2 protein-coding genes and 1 pseudogene are annotated in these 21,666 nt (G+C 74.9%); all 3 read right to left on the bottom strand.

Annotated features, from left to right (window positions below):
• Window positions 1-18,698, bottom strand: a pseudogene (locus C569_RS0128550) (type I polyketide synthase); the annotation flags it as partial.
• 325 nt (window positions 18,699-19,023) lie between these two features.
• Window positions 19,024-19,884 (bottom strand): metallophosphoesterase, encoded by an 861-nt coding sequence (locus C569_RS0128555; protein WP_018789131.1) that lies wholly within the window; start codon window positions 19,882-19,884, stop codon window positions 19,024-19,026.
• A gap of 244 nt (window positions 19,885-20,128) precedes the next feature.
• A partial coding sequence (locus tag C569_RS31405; protein WP_036347342.1) for a type I polyketide synthase occupies window positions 20,129-21,666 on the bottom strand: 1,538 nt, incomplete at its 5' end.

Below are 21,666 nucleotides of genomic sequence, written 5' to 3' on the forward strand. Positions count from 1 at the left end.
GTCGTACCCGTACCGTGCGCCTCCACCACGTCCACGTCCGCCGGGACCAGACGCGCGTTCGCCAGCGCCTGCCGGATCACCCGCTGCTGCGACGGACCATTCGGCGCCGTCAGCCCGTTCGACGCACCATCCTGATTCACCGCGCTGCCCCGCACCACCGCCAGCACACGGTGCCCGTTGCGCTGGGCGTCCGACAGCCGCTCCACGAGCAGCACGCCGACGCCCTCCGACCAGCCGGTCCCGTCGGCCGACGCCGCGAACGACCTACACCGGCCGTCGGCCGACAAGCCACGCTGCCGCGAGAACTCCACGAACGTGCCGGGCGTCGCCATCACCGTCACACCACCGGCCAACGCCAGATCACACTCGCCGGAGCGCAACGCCTGCACCGCGAGGTGCAGCGCCACCAGCGACGACGAGCACGCCGTGTCGACAGTGACCGCCGGGCCTTCGAGGCCGAACGTGTACGCGATCCGGCCGGACAGCACGCTGCCCGAGTTGCCGGTGCCGATGTAGCCCTCGACTTCGGGCGTCTCCATGAGCCGCGTCGAGTAGTCGTGGTATATGACGCCCGCGAAGACGCCGGTCCGGCTGCCCCGCAGACCCGACGGGTCCAGGCCCGCCGACTCGAACGTCTCCCACGACGCCTCCAGCAGCAGCCGGTGCTGCGGATCCATGGCGAGGGCCTCGCGAGGCGAGACACCGAAGAAACCGGGGTCGAACTCTGCCGCGCCGTACAGGAAACCGCCGTGGCGGGTGTACGAGGTGCCGGCGTGGTCGGGGTCCGGGTCGTACAGCGACTCCAGGTCCCAGCCCCGGTCGGCCGGGAACTCCCCGATGCCCTCCCCACCGGTGCTGACCAGCTTCCACAACTCGTCGGGAGACTCCACCCCGCCCGGGTAGCGGCAGGCCATGCCGACGATCGCGATCGCCTCGTCGGCGTCGCCGGTCGCCGCCTCGTCGGTCGTCACGGCGCCGGGCCGGGTGCCGGCGAGTTCCGCGTACACGTGGGCCGCCAGGACCTGCGGGGACGGGTGGTCGAACACCAGGGTCGAGGTGAGGCGCAGGCCGGTCGCGCCGTTCACCCGGTTGCGCAGCTCGACGGCGGTCAGCGAGTCGAAGCCCAGGTCCTTGAATGCCCGGTCGGCCGGCACGGCCTCGGCGCCGCCGTGCCCGAGGACCTGCGCGACCAGGCCCCGGATCAGCTGGTCGACCTGCGCGAGGCCGTCCTCTGCGCTGAGGCCGGTGAGGCGGTCGGCCCAGCCGCCGGGGGCGCCCTGGCCGGCGCGGCGGCGGGTCGTCGCCACGTCGACCAGGTTGCGCAGCATCGGCGGTACGACCGCGCCGGCTGCTGCCGCCCGCAGCGCGGGTACGTCGATCGCGGCCGGCACCAGCGCCGCCCGCTGTGCCCCCACGGCGGCGTCGAAGAGTTCCAGGCCGGTGCGGGCGTTCATCGGTCGGAGTCCGGCGCGTGCCGTACGGGCCCGGTCGTTGCCGCCGATCGACGCGGCCATGCCGGCGGTGTCCCACATGCCCCACGCCAGACTCACCGCAGGCAACCCGAGCTGCCGCCGGTGGACCGCCAACCCGTCCAGGAACGCGTTACCCGCCGCGTACGCCGACTGACCCGGCGAACCCAACACACCCGCCACCGACGAGAACACCACAAACAAATCCAGATCCAGCGACGCCGTCGCCTCATGCAACAACCAACCCGCCGACACCTTCGGCGCCAACACCCCCACCAAACGCTCCTCGGTGACCCGCTCGATCACCCCGTCATCCAGCACACCGGCCGTATGCACCACACCCGCCAGGCGGCCCCCGGCCGTGACCTCGCCGACCAGCCCGAACACCTGATCCCGATCCGTCACATCACACGCCACCACCCGCACCGACGCACCCAACGCCGACAACCGCTCCGACAACCCACCCGCACCCGCAGCCTCCGGGCCACGCCGCGACACCAGCACCAACGACCGCACCCCATACACCGACACCAGATGCTCCGCCACCAACGCACCCAACGCACCCGTACCACCGGTCACCAACACCGCACCATCACCCAGGCTCGGCGCCTCCACCGACACCGGCACCACCGCACGCACCAGACGCGGCACGAACACCCCACCCGCACGCACGGCCAGTTGGCCGCCGGCCGGATCCCCGGCGAAACGGGCCAGGACGCCGAGCATTCCGGGGTTGATCGCGTCGTCGACGTCGGCCAGGACGATGCGACCAGGGTGCTCGGACTGCGCGGAGCGCAGCAGGCCCCACACGGCCGCGGCGGCCAGGTCGCTCACCCGGTCCCCGTCGCGGACAGCCAGCGCGCCCCGGGTCACCACCACGAGCGTCGAGTCGGCCAGCGCGTCGACGGCCAGCCACTCCTGCACCAGGCCCAGCACGTCGGTGGTGACCGTGCGGACGGCCTCCGCCGGGTCGCCGTCGTCGGCGTGCGACGCGGCCGGCGTGAAGAGCAGCAGGCGCGGCGGGGCGATGCCGGCGTCGATGGCGGCGCGCAGCTGCCGGATCGTCTCGGCGGAGGGGCCACCGGGGACGCCCGGCAGGGCCGGTCCGCCCAGCACCGCCCAGCCCGACGCGTCGTCGACCGGGTCGGCCTCCTCGGCCTGCCAGGCCACCTCGAACAGGGAGCGCGACGCCGCGTTCGGGGCGGCCACCCCGGTCAGCTCCCGCAGGACGAGGGAGTCCACCGACACCACCGGCGCGCCCGCCTCGTCGCGGGCGGTCACCCGCACCGCGGACCCGTTGCGGGTCAACCGCACCCGCAGCAGCCTCGCGCCCGAGGCGTGCACCTGTACGCCCTCGAAGGCGAAGGGCACGCGCGGTCCGCCCGTCTCCTCGGTGCCGGGCAGCAGCCCGATCGGGTGCAGGGCGGCGTCCAGCAGCGCCGGGTGCACGCCGAAGCGAGCCGCCTCCGCCGCCGCGTCGTCCGGCAGGACCACCTCGGCGAAGACGTCGTCCTCGCCGGTCCACACCCGGCGCAGCCCCTGGAACGCCGGCCCGTACGACAGGCCGTGTTCGAGCAGCGCCGGGTACCAGCCGGTCAGGTCCACCTCGGTGGCACCGGCGGGCGGCCAGGCGGCCGGCTGCGGTTCGTCGGCCGTGGCCGGTTCCAGCACTCCCTCCGCGTGCCGGGTCCAGCCCGCCTCGGGGTCGTCGTCGGGGCGGGAGTAGACGGCGACGGGACGCTGCGGGGACTCCGACGCGGACACCCGCACCTGGATCCGTACGGCGCCGGACTCGGGCAGCACCAGCGGCACGAGCACCGTCAGGTCCCGCAGCCGCGGCAGGTCCGCCTCGTCGCCGGCGCGGACGGCAAGCTCCACGAGGGCCGTGCCCGGGACCAGTGGCACGCCGGAGACGACGTGGTCGGCCAGCCAGGGGTGGGTGGTCGGGGAGATCCGGCCGGTCAGCACGATCTCGTCGTCGCCGGCCAGGTCCACGGCCGCGCCGAGCAGACCGTGCTCGGCCACGCCGAGGCCGGCGCCGCTGACGTCGCCGGCGCGCAGCCGGCCCACGGCCGGCCAGAAGCGCTGCCGCTGGAACGGGTACGTCGGCAGGTCGACCGGGCGGGTTCCGGCCGGCAGGAGGGCGGTCCAGGTGACCGGCGTGCCGTGCGCGTACAGCTCCGCAAGCGCGTGGACCAGCGACGCCGGCTCGGGTCGGCCGGGGCGCAGGGTCGCCACGACCGCCGCTGCGTCGTCGTCCGGCAGGCAGGCGCCCACCATTCCGGCGAGCACCGCGTCGGGGCCCAGTTCGAGAAAGGTGCGGACGTTGCGCTCGCGCAGGCTCGCGACCCCGTCGGCGAAGCGGACGGTCTCGCGTACGTGGCGGACCCAGTAGTCGGGGGTGCCGATCTCGTCGGGGTCGGCGACCTGCCCGGTCAGGTTCGACACGATCGGCAGGACGGGCCAGTGGAACGTCAGCCCGTCGAGCGTCTGCCGGAACTCGGCCAGCATCGGCTCCATGAGCGGGCTGTGGAACGCGTGGCTGACGGTGAGCCGGCGCGTACGCACGCCCCGGTCCCTCCAGACCTGCTCCACCTCGTCGAGAGCCTCGGCGGCGCCGGAGACCACCACGGCGGTGGGGCCGTTGACGGCGGCGACGCCGACCCGGTCGGCGAGTTCGGCGATCGACTCGGCCACCGCGGCCTCGTCGGCGGCCACGGCGAGCATGCCGCCGCCGGCCGGCAACGCCTGCATGAGCCGACCCCGCGCCGCGACCAGCGCGCACGCGTCGGCCAGGCTGAACAGGCCGGCCACGTGCGCCGCCGCGATCTCACCGATGGAGTGCCCGGCCACCAGGTCCGGCACCACACCGAACGACTCCACCAACCGGAACAGGGCCACCTCGACCGCGAACAGCCCCGCCTGCGTGAACACCGTCTGATCCAGCAACCCCGCCCCGGGCGTGCCCGCCGCAGCGAACAGCACCTCCCGCAACGAACGCGGCAACAACGGATCCAGGTGACCGCACACCTCGTCGAGAGCGGCGGCGAACACCGGGAACGCCCCGTACAACTCGCGACCCATGCCGGCGCGCTGCGCGCCCTGGCCGGAGAAGAGGACGGCGGTGCGGCCGCTGCGGGCGATCCCCCGCACGACGGCGGCCGAGGGCTCGTCGTCGGCCAGCGCACCGAGGGCGGCGAGCAGCCCGGCGCGGTCGGCGGGCAGCAGCACGGCGCGGTGCTCGAAGGCGCTGCGGGCGGTGACGAGGGCCCGGCCCACGTCGGCGATGGTCAGGTCCGGCTCGCCGTCGACGAGGGTCCGCAGCCGGCGCGCCTGCTCGTGCAGGGCGGCCTCGTCGCGGGCCGACAGGACGCAGGCGACGAGGTCACCCGGGACGCCCGTGGCGGGGGCGGCCTGCGCCGGGGCGGGCTCGGGGGCCTGTTCGACGATGGTGTGCGCGTTGGTGCCGCTGATGCCGAACGACGACACCGCCGCGCGGCGGGGCCGGTCGACGGCGGGCCACGGCCGGGCCTCGGTGAGCAGCGCGACCGACCCGGCCGTCCAGTCGATGTGCGGGGACGGCTTCTCGGCGTGCAGGGTCGGCGGCAGCACGCCGTGCCGCATCGCCAGCACCATCTTGATCACACCGGCGACGCCGGCCGCCGCCTGGGCGTGGCCGATGTTCGACTTGACCGACCCCAGCCACAGCGGACGGTCCTGCGGTCGGCCCTGCCCGTACGTGGCCAGCAGCGCCTGCGCCTCGATCGGGTCGCCGAGGGCGGTGCCGGTGCCGTGCGCCTCGACGGCGTCCACGTCGGTGGTGGCGAGCCGGGCGTTGGCGAGCGCCTGCCGGATCACCCGCTGCTGTGCCGGGCCGTTCGGCGCGGTCAGACCGCTGCTGGCGCCGTCCTGGTTGACGGCGCTGCCGCGCACGACGGCGAGCACGCGGTGGCCGTTGCGCTGCGCGTCGGAGAGGCGCTCCAGCAGGAGCATGCCGACACCCTCGGCGAAACCGGTGCCGTCAGCGCCGGCGCCGAACGCCTTGCACCGCCCGTCGGGCGACAGGCCGCGCTGCCGGGAGAACTCGGTGAGCATGCCGGGGGTGGACATGACGCTCACCCCGCCGGCGAGGGCGAGGCGGCACTCGTCCTGCCGGAGCGCCTGGGTGGCCAGGTGCAGCGCCACCAGCGACGACGAGCAGGCGGTGTCGACGGTGACGGCGGGGCCCTCCAGGCCGAACAGGTACGAGATGCGGCCGGAGGCGACGCTGCCGGCGCTGCCGTTGCCGACGTGGCCGTCCAGTTCGTCGGTGCCGCCGGCGGCCTGGGAGGCGTAGTCGTGGTAGATCAGGCCGACGTAGACGCCGGTGCTGCTGCCCCGCGCCGAGTGGGGGTCGATCCCGGCCCGCTCGAAGGCCTCCCAGGAGGTTTCCAGCAGCAGCCGCTGCTGTGGGTCCATCGCCAGGGCCTCGCGGGGCGAGATCCCGAAGAAGGCGGCGTCGAACTGGGCGGCGTCGTGGAGGAAGCCGCCCTGCCGTGGTACGGCGCCCGGGTCCTCGCCGTCGGCGCGCAGGTCGTCGAGGTTCCAGCCCCGGTCCGTGGGGAAGGGCGAGATGACGTCGGCGCCGGCGGTGACCACACCCCAGAGCTGCTCGGGGGTCTGTACGTCGCCGGGGAACCGGCAGGCCATGCCGATGATGGCGATCGGTTCGTCGAGGGCGGCGGCGGTGCCGACCGCGGCGGGCCGGTCCACGACCGCCGCGCCGCCGAACTCCCGGTCCAGGAACTCGGCGAGCACCATCGGGGCCGGGTAGTCGAACGCCACGGTGGCGGGCAGCCGCAGGCCGGTCGCGGCGGAGAGCCGGTTGCGCAGCTCCACCGAGGTGAGCGAGTCGAAGCCCAGCTCCTTGAAGGCGCGCTGGGCGTCGACGGTCTCCGCCGAGCGGTGTCCGAGCACCGCCGCCACGCTGGCGGTCACCAGGTCGAGCAGGTGGGAACGCCGCTCCGCCGGGCCGAGCGTCGACAGCCGGTCGCGTACGGAGGCGGTGTCCGCGAGGCCGCGACCCGCCGTGCGCCGGGCCGGGCCTCCCGCGCGGACCACGTCCCGCAGCAGGCTGGGCACGTTCTGGCCGGTCGCCCGCGACGCCGGCGGCAGGTTCATGAGGACGAGGTGCGCCGCGTCGCGTTGTCGCGCCAGCTCGTACAGCGCCACGCCCTGCCGGTCGGTCAACGGGGCGCTGGTGGCGCGGATCGCCTTACGGTGCTCGTTGCCGCCCAGGTGGGCGGTCATGGCGCTGCCGGTCGCCCACAGCCCCCAGGCGAGGCTGGTGGCGGGCAGCCCCTGCTCACGCCGGTGCCGGGCGAGGGCGTCGAGGAACGCGTTCGCGGCCGCGTAGTTGCCCTGCCCCGGCGAGCCGAGGGTGGCCGCCACCGACGAGAACAGCACGAACGCCGACAGGTCCAGGTGCCGCGTGGCCTCGTGCAACGCCCAACCGGCGTCCACCTTCGGCGCCAGCACCGCACGCAGGGCGGAATCGTCAAGCGAACCGATGGTCGCGTCGGCGATCACCCCGGCGGTGTGCACCACCGCCGTCAGCGGGTACGCCGGGTCCACCAGTTCCAGCAGCCGGGTCACCTGCGCGGGGTCGGTCACGTCGGCGGTGCCGGCGGTGACCCGGGCGCCCGCGCGGGTCAGCTCGTCGACCAACTCCCGGTAGTGCTCGGGGCCACGGCGGGAGGCCAGCAGCAGGTGCCGGGCCTGGCCGGTGGCGACGAGGTGCCGGGCGAGCACGCCGGCCAGGGCGCCGCCGGCACCGGTGACGAGCACGGTGCCGTCCGGGTCGGCGGGAGCGGGCACCCGCAGGACGACCTTGCCGATGTGCCGGGCCTGGCTGATGTGGCGCAGCGCCTGCCGGGCCTGACGCACGTCCCACGCCCGTAGCGGCAGCGGGCGCAGCGTGCCGCGTGCGAACAGGTCGAGCAGCTCGGTGAGCATCTCCCCGATGCGCCGGTGTCCGGCCTCGTTGAGGTCGAACGCGCGGTAGGTGACGCCCGAATGGTCGGCGGCGACGGTTTCGGCGTCGCGTACGTCGGCCTTGCCCATCTCCACGAACCGGCCACCGCGCGGCAGCAGCCGCAGCGACGCGTCCACGAACTCACCGGCCAACGCGTCGAGCACCACGTCCACGCCGCCACCGCCGGTGGCCGCGCCGAACGTCTGCTCGAACTCGGTGGTCCGCGACGACGCGATCCCCCCCCCAGCCACCCCGAATTCCCACAACACGCCCCACTTGCCGGGGCTCGCCGTCGCATAGACCGTCGCGCCCCAGTGCCGGGCGAGCTGGATGGCGGCCATACCGACGCCACCCGCCCCGTTGTGGATCAGCACCGACTCGCCGGACCGCAGCCCGGCGAGGTCCCGCAACGCGTAGTACGCCGTCAGGAACACCACCGGCACGGAGGCGGCCTGCGCGAACGACCAGCCGGCGGGGATCTTCGCCACGAGGTCGCGGGTGGCGATCACCTCGGGGGCGAAGGCCGGCTCGAACATGCCGAGCACGCGGTCGCCGGGGGCCAGGTCGGTCACGCCGGGGCCGACCTCGACCACGACACCCGCGCCCTCGCTGCCCATCACGGCCGCCGGATCCGGGTACATGCCCAGGCCGATCAGCACGTCCCGGAAGTTCACGCCGGCCGCGCGCACCGCGATGCGCACCTGGCCCGCGTCCAGGGCGGCGGAGGTGGCGGGCACCATGCCGACGCCGTCGAGGGTGCCGGGGCTGACCGCCCCGACCCGCCACAGTCCGTCCGGCGGGACGAGTTCGTCGGCGGCCTGGCCGGCGGGCCGGCCCAGGCGGGGCGTGCGCACCTCGTTGCCGCGTACGGCCACCTGGCCGCCGGTCGGCGACGGGTCCTGGGCCACGGTGGCCAGCACGGCGAGGGTGGCCGGAGTGAGTTCCCCGTCGACGTCGGCGAGGACGATCCGCCCCGGGTGCTCGGACTGGGCCGAGCGCAGCAGGCCCCAGACCGCCGCGCCGGGCAGGTCCCGCACCGCGTCCGCCGGGGTGGCGGCCACCGCCGCCCGGGTCAGCACGACGAGCGTGGTGTCGGCCAGCGCCTCGCTGTCCAGCCAGGAGTGCAGCACGGCCAGGACGCGGGCGGTGGCCGTACGGACGAGGTCGGGCAGGTCGCCCTCCGGGGTGCCGGCGGGCACCGGGACCACGAGCGCGCGGGGCGCCTCGACCGTACCGGCCGAGACCGCCGCGGTCAGCTCGCCGACGGTCGGGAACACCGGCGTGACGAGGTCCGCCGGGGCGGGGCCGTCGCCGAGCAGCACCCAGCCGGAGACGTCCCGCGCCGGGGTGACCGTCTCGGCCTGCCACGTCACCTCGAACATCGACCGCTCCGCGGCCTCCGCGCCGGTGGCGTCGGTCATCTCCCGCAGGGCGAGCGACTCGACTGACACCACGGGCACGCCGGACTCGTCCCCGGCCACCAGCCGGACGCGCGAGCCCGTCCGGGTCAGCCGCACCCGCAGCGTCCGGGCGCCGGAGGCGTGCACCTGCACGCCCTCGAACGTGAACGGAACGCGCGGTTTGCCGGCACGCTCGGCCAGCAGCAGCCCGACGGGGTGCAGGGCGGCGTCCAGCAGCGCCGGGTGCACGGCGAAGCCGTCGGCGTCGCCGGCTGCCTCGTCCGGCAGGGTCACCTCGGCGTACACCTCGTCGCCGGCGGTCCACAGCCGCCGCAGGCCCCGGAACGCCGGTCCGTAGGCCAGGCCGCGCTCCGCGAGCGCCGGATACCAGCCGGCGAGGTCCACCTCGGTGCCTCCGGCCGGCGGCCAGGAGCCCAACACCGGCTCGTCGGTGGCCTGCTCCAGCAGACCGTCGGCGTGCCGCGTCCAGGGGTCCTCGGGGTCGCCGTCGGGCTGCGAGTGCACCGCCACGCTCCGGGTTCCGGAGCCGTCGGCCGCACCGACGCGGACCTGCACGCGGATCGCGCCCGGGTTCGGCAGCACCAGCGGCGCGGCGACGGTCAGTTCCCGCACCCGGGAGGCGCCGACCTCGTCACCGGCGCGCACCGCGAGCTCGACGAGGGCCGTGCCCGGCAGCACCACGGCGCCGCCGACCACGTGGTCGGCGAGCCACGGGTGCGTGGACGCCGACAGCCGGCCGGTCAGCACGACCTCGTCGTCGCCGGCGAGGCGCACCGCCGCGCCGAGCAGCCCGTGCCCTGCCGCGCCCAGCCCCGCGCCCGACACGTCGCCGGTGGCGGAACGGTCGACCGCCGGCCAGAACCGGTCCCGCTGGAAGGCGTACGTGGGCAGGTCGACAGGGGTGGCGCCGGAGCCGGCGAAGATGCGCGACCAGTCGACGGGCACGCCGGCGACGTGCAGCTCGCCCAGGTTGGCCAGTAGCTGACGCGGCCCGTGCCCGTCGCGGCGCAGCGAGCCCACCACCACGCCGCCGTCGGCCTTCCGGTCGAGCGCGTCCTGCACCGCGATCTTGAGTACGGGGTGCGGGCTGACCTCGACGAACGTGCGGAAGCCCTGCTCGATCAGCTGGTCCACGACCGGCGCGAGCCGGACCGGCTCCCGCAGGTTGCGGTACCAGTAGTCGGCGTCGAGCCCGGCGGTGTCGATCGGCTCGCCGGTGACTGTGGAGTGGAAGGGCACGGTGCTGGAGCGGGGGGCCACAGTGCCGAACCGGGCGGTCACCTCGTCGCGGATCGGATCGACGTGGCCGCTGTGCGCGGCGAAGTCGACGGCGATCTGCCGGGCGCGGATGTCGCGCTCGGCACAGTGCGCGAGCAGTTCGGCGACCGACGCCGAGTCGCCGGCGACCACTGTCACGGCGGCGCCGTTGAGGGCGGCGACGGAGAGGCTGCCCCGCCACGGCGCGATGAGCCGCTCGGTGTCGACGGCCGGAAGCGGCACGGAGACCATGCCGCCGCGACCCGCGATCGACAGCAGGCCGTGGCTGCGCGCCACGACGAGCCGCGCGGCTTCGGCGAGGGTCAACGCGCCGGCGACGCAGGCCGCGGCGAGTTCCCCCTGCGAATGCCCGATGACGGCGGCCGGTTCGACGCCGCACGCGCGCCAGAGCTGCGCGAGGGACACCATGACGGAGAAGAGCGCGGGCTGGACCACGTCCACCCGGTCCAGGGGCGGCGCGCCGGGCGCCTGCCGCAGCACGTCCCCCAGGTTCCAGTCGACCAGCCGGGACAGCTCCTCGGCGCATTCGTCCATCCGCTGCCGGAAGACCGGCGAGGTCTCCAACAGGTCCAGCGCCATCGACGTCCACTGGGAGCCCTGGCCGGGGAAGACGAAGACGACCTTCGACGCGGCGTCCACGCCCGCCGGGGAGGTGTCGCCGTCGGCGAGGGCGGCCAGCCGGGCGAGCGCGTCGTCCCGGCCGGCGGCCACGACGACCGCGCGGTACGGGTGGTGCGCCCGCTGGGTGGCCAGGGAGAAGCCGAGGTCCCGCGGGTCGAGGTCGGCGTCGCCGGCGAGCCGTTCACCGAGGCGGGCGGCCTGCGCCCGGAGCGCGCGGGGGCTCCGGCCGGAGACCGGCAGGGGTACGGCGGCGGGGCCGACAAGGCCGGGAACGTGCCCCGCCGGCACCGGCGTCGGGGCCGGCTCGCCGGGCGCCTGCTCGATGATGGTGTGCGCGTTGGTGCCGCTGATGCCGAACGACGACACGGCGGCCCGGCGGGGCCGGTCGACGGCGGGCCACGGCCGGGCCTCGGTGAGCAGGGCGACGGCTCCGGCACTCCAGTCGACGTGGGGCGAGGGCTCGTCCACGTGCAGGGTCGGCGGCAGCACGCCGTGCCGCATCGCCAACACCATCTTGATCACGCCGGCCACACCGGCGGCCGCCTGGGAGTGGCCGATGTTCGACTTGATCGAGCCGAGCCGGAGCGGCTCGCCGGCGGCACGGTCCTGGCCGTAGGTGGCCAGCACCGCCTGCGCCTCGATCGGGTCGCCGAGGACGGTGCCGGTGCCGTGCGCCTCGACCGCGTCCACGTCGGCCGGGGCGAGCCGCGCGTTCTCCAGGGCCTGGCGGATGACCCGCTGCTGCGACGGGCCGTTCGGCGCGGTCAGCCCGTTGGACGCGCCGTCCTGGTTGACGGCGGAGCCGCGCAGCACGGCGAGCACCCGGTGTCCGTTGCGTCGGGCGTCGGAGAGGCGCTCCACGAGCAGCATGCCGACGCCCTCGGACCAGCCGGTGCCGTCCGCGCCGGCGGCGAACGCCTTGCACCGCCCGTCCGGGGCGAGGCCGCCCTGCCGGGAGAACTCGGAGAACATGCCGGGCTGCGCCATCAACGCCACCCCGCCGGCCAGGGCCATGTCGCACTCGCCGCCGCGCAGCGCCTGGGCGGCGAGGTGCAGCGCCACCAGCGACGAGGAGCAGGCGGTGTCGACGGTGACCGCCGGGCCTTCGAGGCCGAACATGTAGGCGACCCGCCCGGAGGCGACGCTGCCCGCCGTGCCGGTCAGCAGGTGCCCCTCGAGGCCGTCCAGGTCGTCGCGTCCGCTGGTGGCGTAGCCGGACGAGGCGGCGCCGACGAAGACACCGGTGGCGGTGCCGCTGAGGGCGGCGGGGTCGATGCGGGCGTACTCGAAGCTCTCCCAGGCGGTCTCCAGCAGCAGCCGCTGCTGCGGGTCCATAGCGAGAGCCTCACGGGGGCTGATGTTGAAGAAGCCGGCGTCGAAGTCGGCCGCGTCGTAGAGGAAGCCGCCCTGGTGGGTGACGGTGCCGCCGGCCTGGTCGCCGTCCGTGCCGTACAGCCGGTCGAGGTCCCAGCCGCGGTCCGCCGGGAACTCGCCGATGGCGTCGGCCCCGGAGGTGACGAGCTGCCACAGCTGCTCCGGGGTGGCGACGCCGCCGGGGTAGCGGCAGGCCATGCCGATGATGGCGATCGGCTCGTCGGCGTCGGCGGTGACGACCGTACGGACGGTGGCGCCGGCGCCCGTGGCCGGGCCGAGCTGCGCGAACAGGTGCTCGGCCAGCCGGGCCGGGGTGGGATGGTCGAAGGCCAGCGTGGCGGCCAGCCGCAGCCCGGTGGCCGCACCGAGGCGGTTGCGCAGTTCCACCGACGTCAGCGAGTCGAAGCCCAGGTCCTTGAAGGCGCGGGCGGCGGGAACCTCCTGCGCCGAGGCGTGCCCCAGCACCGTGGCGGCCTGGCCGCAGACCAGGTCGACGAGTGCCTGCCGGGCGTCGGCCTCGGACAGGCCGTCGAGCCGCTCGCGCCACGACGCGCCGCCGGTCGGCCGGTCGGTGGCGGTGCGGCGCCGGCCGCCGCCGCGCAGCAGGTGCCGCATCAGCGGCGGCACGCCGCTCGCCTCGCCGGTGACGTGGAGGCGGGCCGCGACGAGGACCGGTCGGGCCGCCGGCACGGCGGCGTCGAAGAGTTCGGCGCCCTCGGCCGGGGAGAGCCGGCTCATCCCGACGCGCCGCAGCCGCTGCTGGTCGTCGCCGTCGAGGTGGGCGGTCATCGTGCTGTCGGTGGCCCACATGCCCCAGGCGATGCTGGTGGCGGGCAGCCCCTGCTCACGCCGGTGCCGGGCGAGGGCGTCGAGGAACGCGTTCGCGGCCGCGTAGTTGCCCTGCCCCGGCGAGCCGAGGGTGGCCGCCACCGACGAGAACAGCACGAACGCCGACAGGTCCAGGTGCCGCGTGGCCTCGTGCAACGCCCAACCGGCGTCCACCTTCGGCGCCAGCACCGCACGCAGGGCGGAATCGTCAAGCGAACCGATGGTCGCGTCGGCGATCACCCCGGCGGTGTGCACCACCGCCGTCAGCGGGTACGCCGGGTCGATCCCGGCGACCAGCTCGGTGACCTGCGCGGGGTCGCTGACGTCGACGGCCACGGCGGTGACGTCGGCGCCCGCGTCGGTCAGTTCCCGGACCAGGGTGGCGTACGCGTCGTCCCGGCCGGGTGCGCGGCGGGAGGCCAGCAGCAGACGGCGGGCCTGGCCGGTGGCGACGAGGTGCCGCGCGAGCACGCCGGCCAGGGTCCCGGCCGCGCCGGTGAGCAGCACGGTGCCGTCGGGGTCGGCGGGCGCGGGGATACGCAGCACCACCTTGCCGACGTGGCGGGCCTGGCTGACGTGCCGCAGCGCCTGCCGGGCCTGACGCACGTCCCACGCCCGTACGGGCAGTGGACGCAGCGCGCCCCGCGCGAAGAGGTCGAGGATCTCGGTCAACATCTCGCCGATGCGGGTGCTGCCCGCCTCGTTCAGGTCGAACGCGCGGTACGCCACGCCCGGGTGGTCGGCGGCAACCGCCTCCGGGTCGCGTACGTCGGCCTTGCCCATCTCCACGAACCGGCCACCGCGCGGCAACAGCCGCAGCGACGCGTCCACGAACTCACCGGCCAACGCGTCGAGCACCACGTCCACGCCGCCACCGCCGGTGGCCGCGCCGAACGTCTGCTCGAACTCGGTGGTCCGCGACGACGCGATCCGCTCCCCGGCCACCCCGAGTTCCCGCAGCACGCCCCACTTGCCGGGGCTCGCCGTCGCATAGACCGTCGCGCCCCAGTGCCGGGCGAGCTGGATGGCGGCCATACCGACGCCACCCGCCCCGTTGTGGATCAGCACCGACTCGCCGGGCCGCAGCCCGGCGAGGTCCCGCAGCGCGTAGTACGCCGTCAGAAAGACCAGGGGGACGGACGCCGCCTGGGTGAAGGACCAGCCGGCGGGCATCTCGGCGATGCGCCGGCGATGAGCGACGGCCTGCGGGCCGAACCCGAGCTCGAACATGCCCATCACCCGGTCGCCGGGGGCCAGGTCGGTCACGCCCGGGCCGACCTCGACCACGACACCCGCACCCTCGCTGCCCATCACGGCGGCCGGATCCGGGTACATGCCCAGGCCGATCAGCACGTCCCGGAAGTTCACGCCGGCCGCGCGCACCGCGATGCGCACCTGGTCCTCGCCCAGCTCCGCGGGCGTGGCCGGCACCGGCGCGATCCCGTCCAGGGTGCCGCCGGTGACGGGGGCGAGGTGCCACGGCCCGGGCGGCGGGGCCAGCTCGTCGCCCACCGGCCGCACCAGCCTCGGCGCGAGGGTGCGCTCGCCGCGCACCGCGAGCTGGCCGCCGGAGACCGACGGCTCGACGGCGGCCCCGGCCAGCACGGCGAGGGTCGCGGGGGTCAGTTCGCCCTCGACGTCGGCGAGGACGATCCGTCCCGGGTGCTCGGACTGCGCCGAGCGCAGCAGGCCCCAGACGGCGGCGGCAGCCAGGTCGGTGACCCGGTCGTCGTCCCCGGCGGCCACCGCGCCCCGGGTCACCACCACGAGCTTCGTGTCGGCCAGCGGCTCGGCGGCGAGCCAGGACCGCAACACGTCCAGCACACCGCTGGTGACCGCCCGCACGGCCTCCGGCACGGCGACGCCGGTAACACCGGCGGGCACCGTCAGCAGCACCTGCCGGGCCGTGACCCCGGCCGCCGCCAGGGTCGCCACGTCCGCGAAGACCGGCACCTCCGGCAGCGCGTCCGGCGCCGGCCGGCCCAGCACCGCCCACCCCGGAAGGTCGTCGACGCTGTCGACCTGCTCGGCCTGCCAGGTCACCTCGTACAGCGACCGGGCGGCGGCGCCCCGGGTCGCCGTCGCGGTCGTCTCCCGCAGCACCAGCGAGTCCACCGACACCACCGGCGCGCCCGAGCCGTCACAGGCGACCAGCCGCACCCCGGAGCCGTCCCGGGTCAGCCGCACCCGCAGCGTCCGGGCGCCGCAGGCGTGCACCTGCACGCCCTCGAACGCGAACGGCACGCGCGGCCCGCCCGTGGCCTCGGCCTCGAGCAGCAGCGCCACCGGGTGCAGCGCGGCGTCCAGCAGCGCCGGGTGCACCCCGAACGCACCCGCCTCGCCGGCCGCCCCGTCTGGCAGCGCCACCTCGGCGTACGCCTCACCGTCGGCCGTCCAGGCCCGCCGTACGCCCTGGAACACCGGCCCGTACGACAGGCCGTGCTCGGCCAGCGCCGGATACCAGCCGGTCAGGTCCACCTCGGTCGCGCTCGCCGGCGGCCACTCGCCGAGTCCCGGCTCGCCGGCCGACACCGGTTCGAGCAGGCCGTCGGCGTGCCGCACCCAGTCGGTGTCGTCGTCATCCTCGGCCTGGGAGTACACGGACACCGTCCGCACGGCGCCGTCGTCAGCCGCGCCGACGCGCACCTGCACGCGTACCGCTCCGGGCTCGGGCAGCACCAGCGGCGCCGCCACGGTCAGCTCCCGTACCCGCGACGCGCCCACCTCGTCGCCGGCACGGATCGCCAGCTCCACCAGGGCGGTGCCCGGCACCACCACGTTGCCGCCGACCACGTGGTCGGCCAGCCACGGGTGCGTCGACGTCGACAGCCGGCCGGTCAGCACCACCTCGTCGTCGCCGGCGAGCCGGACCGCCGCGCCGAGCAGCGGGTGCCCAGCGACACCGAGGCCGGCGCCCGACACATCGCCGACCCGCCACGGCAGCGCCTCGGGCCAGAACCGCTCCCGCTGGAAGGCGTACGTGGGCAGGCCGACCCGGGCGGCGCCGGTGTCGGCGAACCACTCCTGCCAGGACACCGGCAACCCGTGCACGTGCAGCTCGGCGAGGGCGTGCAGCAGCGCCTGCGCCTCGGGCCGGTCCCGGCGCTGGGCCGCGACGGCGAGCACGTCGTCGTCGAGCAGCACGTCTGTCGTCATCGCGGTCAGTACGCTCTGCGGGCCGATCTCCAGGAAGGTGTCGACCCCGGCGTCGCGCAGCGCGGCGAGCCCGTCGGCGTAGCGAACCGCCTCGCGGACGTGCCGTACCCAGTAGTCGGCGGTGCGGATCTCGTCGGCGTCGGCGAGCGCACCGGTCAGGTTCGACACGATCGGCAGCGCGGGGGCGGCGAGGTCCAGCCGCTCGACGATGCCGCGGAAACGCTCCAGCACCGGCTCCATCAGCGGGCTGTGGAACGCGTGACTGACCGCCAACCGGCGGGTACGCACACCCCGGTCGCGCCAGACCCGCTCCACCTCGTCGAGGGCGTCGACGGCGCCGGAGACCACGACGGAGGTCGGGCCGTTGACGGCCGCGATGCCGACCCGGTCGGTCAGCCCGGCGATCGACTCCGTCACGCCCGCCTCGTCGGCGGCCACGGCGAGCATGCCGCCGCCGTCGGGCAGCGACTGCATGAGCCGGCCCCGCGCCGCCACCAGCAGGCAGGCGTCCTGGAGCGACAGCACCCCGGCCACGTGCGCGGCGGCGATCTCACCGATCGAGTGCCCGCCCACGAAGTCCGGCACCACGCCGAACGACTCCACGAGGCGGAACAGCGCCACCTCGACGGCGAAGAGCCCGGCCTGGGTGAACGCGGTCTGGTCCAGCAGCTCCGCCTCGGCGGAGCCCTCCGGCGCGAACAGCACCTCCTTGAGCGGGCGCGGCAGCACCCGGTCGAGATGCCCGCACGCCTCGTCGAGGGCGGCGGCGAAGACGGGGAACTCGGCGTACAGCTCGCGGCCCATGCCGGTGCGTTGCGCGCCCTGGCCGGGGAAGAGCACCGCCAGCGGACCCCGGTCCCCGGCCTGGCCGGCGACCACGGTGCCCGACGGCTCGCCCGCCGCCAGGGATCGCAGGCCCGCCAGCAGAGCCGTGCGGTCCCCGGCGAGCACCACCGCGCGCCGGTCGAGCGTCGACCGGGACACCACCGACGACCAGGCCACATCGAGCGGGCGCGGCTCCTCGTCGTCGCTGAGCCAACGGGCCAGCCGGTCCGCCTGCGCGGCTAGCGCGGCCGGCTGCGCGGCGGAGAGCAGCATGGGCACGACGGCGGGACGGCGGGACCAGGTGGCGTGGTCGCCGGCCGGGTCGGGGGCCGGCGCCTGCTCCAGGATCAGGTGGGCGTTCGTGCCGCTCATGCCGAAGGACGACACGCCGGCCCTGCGGACGTGCTCACCGCCGGCCCACGGGCGCGCCTCGTCGAGCAGGGCCACCGCGCCGGTCGACCAGTCGACGTGCGGTGAGGGCCGGTCCACGTGCAGGGTGGGCGGCAGCACGCCGTGCCGCATCGCCATCACCATCTTGATGACGCCGCCGGCGCCGGCCGCGGCCTGTGGGTGGCCGATGTTCGACTTCAGCGAGCCCAGCCACAGCGGGCGGTCGGCGGCGCGGCCCTGCCCGTACGTGGCCAGCAGCGCCTGCGCCTCGATCGGGTCGCCGAGCCGGGTGCCCGTGCCGTGCGCCTCGACGGCGTCCACGTCGGACGGGCTGAGCCGGGCGTTCTCCAGCGCCTGCCGGATCACCCGCTGCTGCGCGGGGCCGTTGGGGGCGGTCAGCCCGCTGCTGGCGCCGTCCTGGTTGACGGCGCTGCCCCGGATCACCGCCAGGACGGGGTGCCCGTTGCGCCGGGCGTCGGAGAGCTTCTCGACGAGCAGCATGGCGACGCCCTCGGACCAGCCGGTCCCGTCGGCGTCCGCGGAGAACGCCTTGCACCGCCCGTCGGAGGCGAGCCCCCGCTGGCGGGAGAACTCGACGAAGGCACCCGGCGTGGCCAGCACTGTGACGCCGCCGGCGACGGCGAGGGAGCACTCGCCGTCGCGCAGGGCCTGGCCGGCGAGGTGCAGGGCGACCAGCGACGAGGAGCATGCGGTGTCGATGGTGACGGCCGGCCCCTCCAGCCCGAACGAGTACGCCAGCCGGCCGGACATGACGCTCGCGGCGGTGCCGGTGAGGACGTAGCCCTCCGTGCCCTCGGGCAGTTGCCGCAGCACGGACGTGTAGTCCTGCCCCGCGGTGCCGACGAACACCCCGGTACGGCTGCCCCGCACCGACGCGGCGTCGATGCCGGCCCGCTCGAAGACCTCCCAGGTCACCTCGAGCAGGAGTCGCTGCTGCGGGTCCATGGCCAGCGCCTCGCGCGGCGAGATCCCGAACAGGGTCGGGTCGAACAGGCCGGCGTCGCGCAGGAAGCCGCCCCGGTTGCTGTACGTGGTGCCGGGGTGGTCGGGGTCGGGGTCGTAGAGCCGGTCGAGGTCCCAGCCCCGGTCGTCGGGGAACGTGCCGGTGGCGTCCACCCCGCCGGCGACGAGGTCCCAGAGGTCCTCCGGTGAGGCGACGCCGCCGGGGAAGCGGCAGGCCATGCCGACGATCGCGATCGGCTCGGCGTCCTCGTCCTCCAGCTCGGTCAGGCGGCGACGCGCCAGGCGGAGCTCGGACGTCACCCACTTCAGGTGTTCGAGGAGCTTGTCTTCGTCCGCCATGACCCACCCGCCCAGAGCTTGCTATCGATCGGAATCTGCCGATTCGTTGACCACACCACCGCCGACGGCCGGTCTCGTGCACAGGTGGGCGGAGACGCGGCCGTTCGGGCTCACGGACCCCACACCTGTTCCTGATTCCGGTTGTCGTGCCTGCTCAGGCGCCCACCACGCCGGACCGGTCCGCCGACACATGCCCGCCACCGTGACTGGACGGTACTGAGCGCCAAACGCCCGCCCAACCCCTAGAGAACCCCTGATCGACCGGTCCGCGAGCGGCGTCGCGGCAGGCCCGGCGGGCGGTGGTGACCAGCGCCGCGAGGGCCGCTCAGGCGGGCTGTCCGGCGGCCGACGGCAGGATGCGGCGCAGTCGGCCGGGAGGCGTCGAGCGGCGGCGCCACTCCCGTGGGTAGCCGACCGAGACCTCTTCGAACCGGACCCCGTCGTACCAGGTGGTGCGCGGGATGTGCAGGTGGCCGTAGACGGCGACGCGGGCGTCGAAGCGGACGTGCCAGTCGGCCGTGGCCTCGGTGCCGCACCACTGGGCGAACTCCGGGTACCGCAGGATCCGGGTGGGCTCGCGCACGAGCGGGAAGTGGTTGACCAGGACTGTGGGCAGCCCGCCGCGCTCGGCGGTGAGCCGGCGCTCCGTCAGGGCCAGCCGCGCCCGGCACCAGGCGTCCCGCGTCGGGTACGGGTCCGGATGAAGCAGGATCTCGTCGGTGCAGACCACGCCGACCTCGTGGGCCCGCGCCAGGGCCTGCTCCTTCGTGTACGTCCCCGGTGGCCGGAAGCTGTAGTCGTAGAGCAGGAACAGCGGCGCGATCAGGACCGGGTCGTCGCCCCGCGGATCCCAGACGGGGTACGGGTCCTCCGGGGTGATGACCCCGAGCCCCCGGCACAGTTGCACCAGGTGCTGGTAGCGCGCGTCTCCCCGCAGCTGGATCGGGTCCTCGCGGGGAGTCCACAGCTCGTGGTTGCCGGGAGCCCAGATGACCTTGGCGAAACGGCGGCTGAGGAGTCCCAGCGCCCACTCGATGTCGCCGACGAACTCCCCGACGTCGCCGGCGACGACGAGCCAGTCGCCGTCGCGCTCCGGCCGCAGCCGCTCGACGATGGCCTTGTTCTCCGCGTGCACCACGTGCAGGTCGCTGATGGCGAGCAGTTGGGGCAAGCCGGATCCGGCCATGCGGACCTCCCGTCCATCCGGGGTACCGCACGCACCCACATCCGTACCGATCGCCACCGGTGGGCAGGGCGATACGGCCTGGCGTGCTCCGACCCTACGGAGCCGGATCCGCACCGGCACACCCCTAGACAGGCTTCGTGGACCCCTAAGGCGGGCACGCCTGCCCGACGGCGCCGGTCAGGCGTCCGGCACCGTCGGGTGTTCCTTTTCCCGGCCCGTCCCGCCCCGGGTCGGGCAGGTCCGCTCAGGACTTGCCGAACTCCCGCTGGATGATGTCGAAAAGCTCGTCCCGGCTGGCCGACTCCAACTCCTCTGCGGCGGCCGGCGCCGGTGCGGTGGCGGCGGGTCGGTCCCGCCACCGGGTCAGCAGGTCCTCCAGCCGACCGACGACCGCGTCGTCGACCTGGTCGCCCGGCAGCCCGCCGAGAAGCTTGTCGAGGCGTTCGATCTCGGCCACGATCGGCAACGCCGGCTGCTCGGGCGCCAACTGGGCCCGCAGGTGACCGGCGAGCGCGTTCGGGGTGGGATGGTCGAAGACGAGGGTGGCGGGCAGCCCGATGCCCGTTGCGGCGGTCAGCCGGTTGCGCAGCTCGACTGCGGTGAGCGAGTCGAAGCCCAGTTCGAGGAAGCCGCGGGCGGGCCTGATCCCGCTCGGCGTGGCGTGTCCCAGCACCGCCGCGGCGGTGCCGCGGACCAGGTCGAGCAGGATGCGGTCGCGCTCCGACCCGGAGGCGGCGGCGAGCCGCTCGCGCAGCGCCGACGCGGCGCCGCGGTCCTCGCCCTTGGGCGCCTCCTCGGCCTGTGCGGGCTGTGCTTCGGGGATGTCGGTGAACAGACACGACGGACGCAACGCCGTGAACGACGGCACAAACCGATCCCACCGCACATCCGCCACCACCACCTGCCCCTCACCACCATCCAACGCCCGCTGCAACGCCACCACCGCCAACTCCGGATCCATCCCCGGCAAACCACGCCGACTCAACTGCTCCCCCGCCACCCCCACCGCCATACCCGCCTCAGCCCACGGCCCCCACGCCACCGACGTCCCCACCAACCCACGCCCACGCCGCGACACCACCAACCCATCCACAAACGCATTCCCCGCCGCATACCCCACCTGACCCGCAGAACCCCACACCCCCGCAATCGACGAAAACACCACAAACGCATCCAAATCCAAACCAGCAGTCAACTCATCCAACACCACCGCACCACCAACCTTCGCCCGCAACACCTCCTCCACCTCACCCACACCCACCTCACCCAACGGCGTCAACTGCGCCACACCAGCCGCATGCACCACCGCCCGCAACCGCTCACCCCGCCCCACCAAATCCCCCAACAACCCCGCCACCGCACCACGATCCGCCACATCACAACCCACCACCGACACCCGCACACCCAAACCCTCCAACCGCCCCACCAACTCCCCCACACCCGGCGCACCACCACCACGCCGACTCACCAACACCACATGCTCCGCACCCACACCCACCGCCCACAACGCCACCCGCGCACCCAACGCCCCCGTACCACCCGTCACCAACACCGTCCCCGACAACCGAAAACCACCACCCACACCCACACCCACACCCGCACCCGCACCCGCCGGACAACCCGCACGCACCAACCGCCGCACAAACACACCCGACGACCGCAACGCCACCTGATCCTCAACCCCCGACGACAACACCCCACACAACCAACCCCACACACCACCACCCAACACACCCGGCAAATCCACCAAACCACCCCACCGCAACGGCACCTCCAAACCCA

The sequence above is a fragment of the Micromonospora sp. CNB394 genome (assembly GCF_000374985.1).
In the GTDB taxonomy this organism is placed as follows: Bacteria; Actinomycetota; Actinomycetes; order Mycobacteriales; family Micromonosporaceae; genus Micromonospora; species Micromonospora marina.

Coding starts and splice junctions, on each gene's coding strand:
- C569_RS0128555 (WP_018789131.1), bottom strand. CDS start 19,884: ATGGCCGGATCCGGCTTGCCCCAACTGCTCGCCATCAGCGACCTGCAC.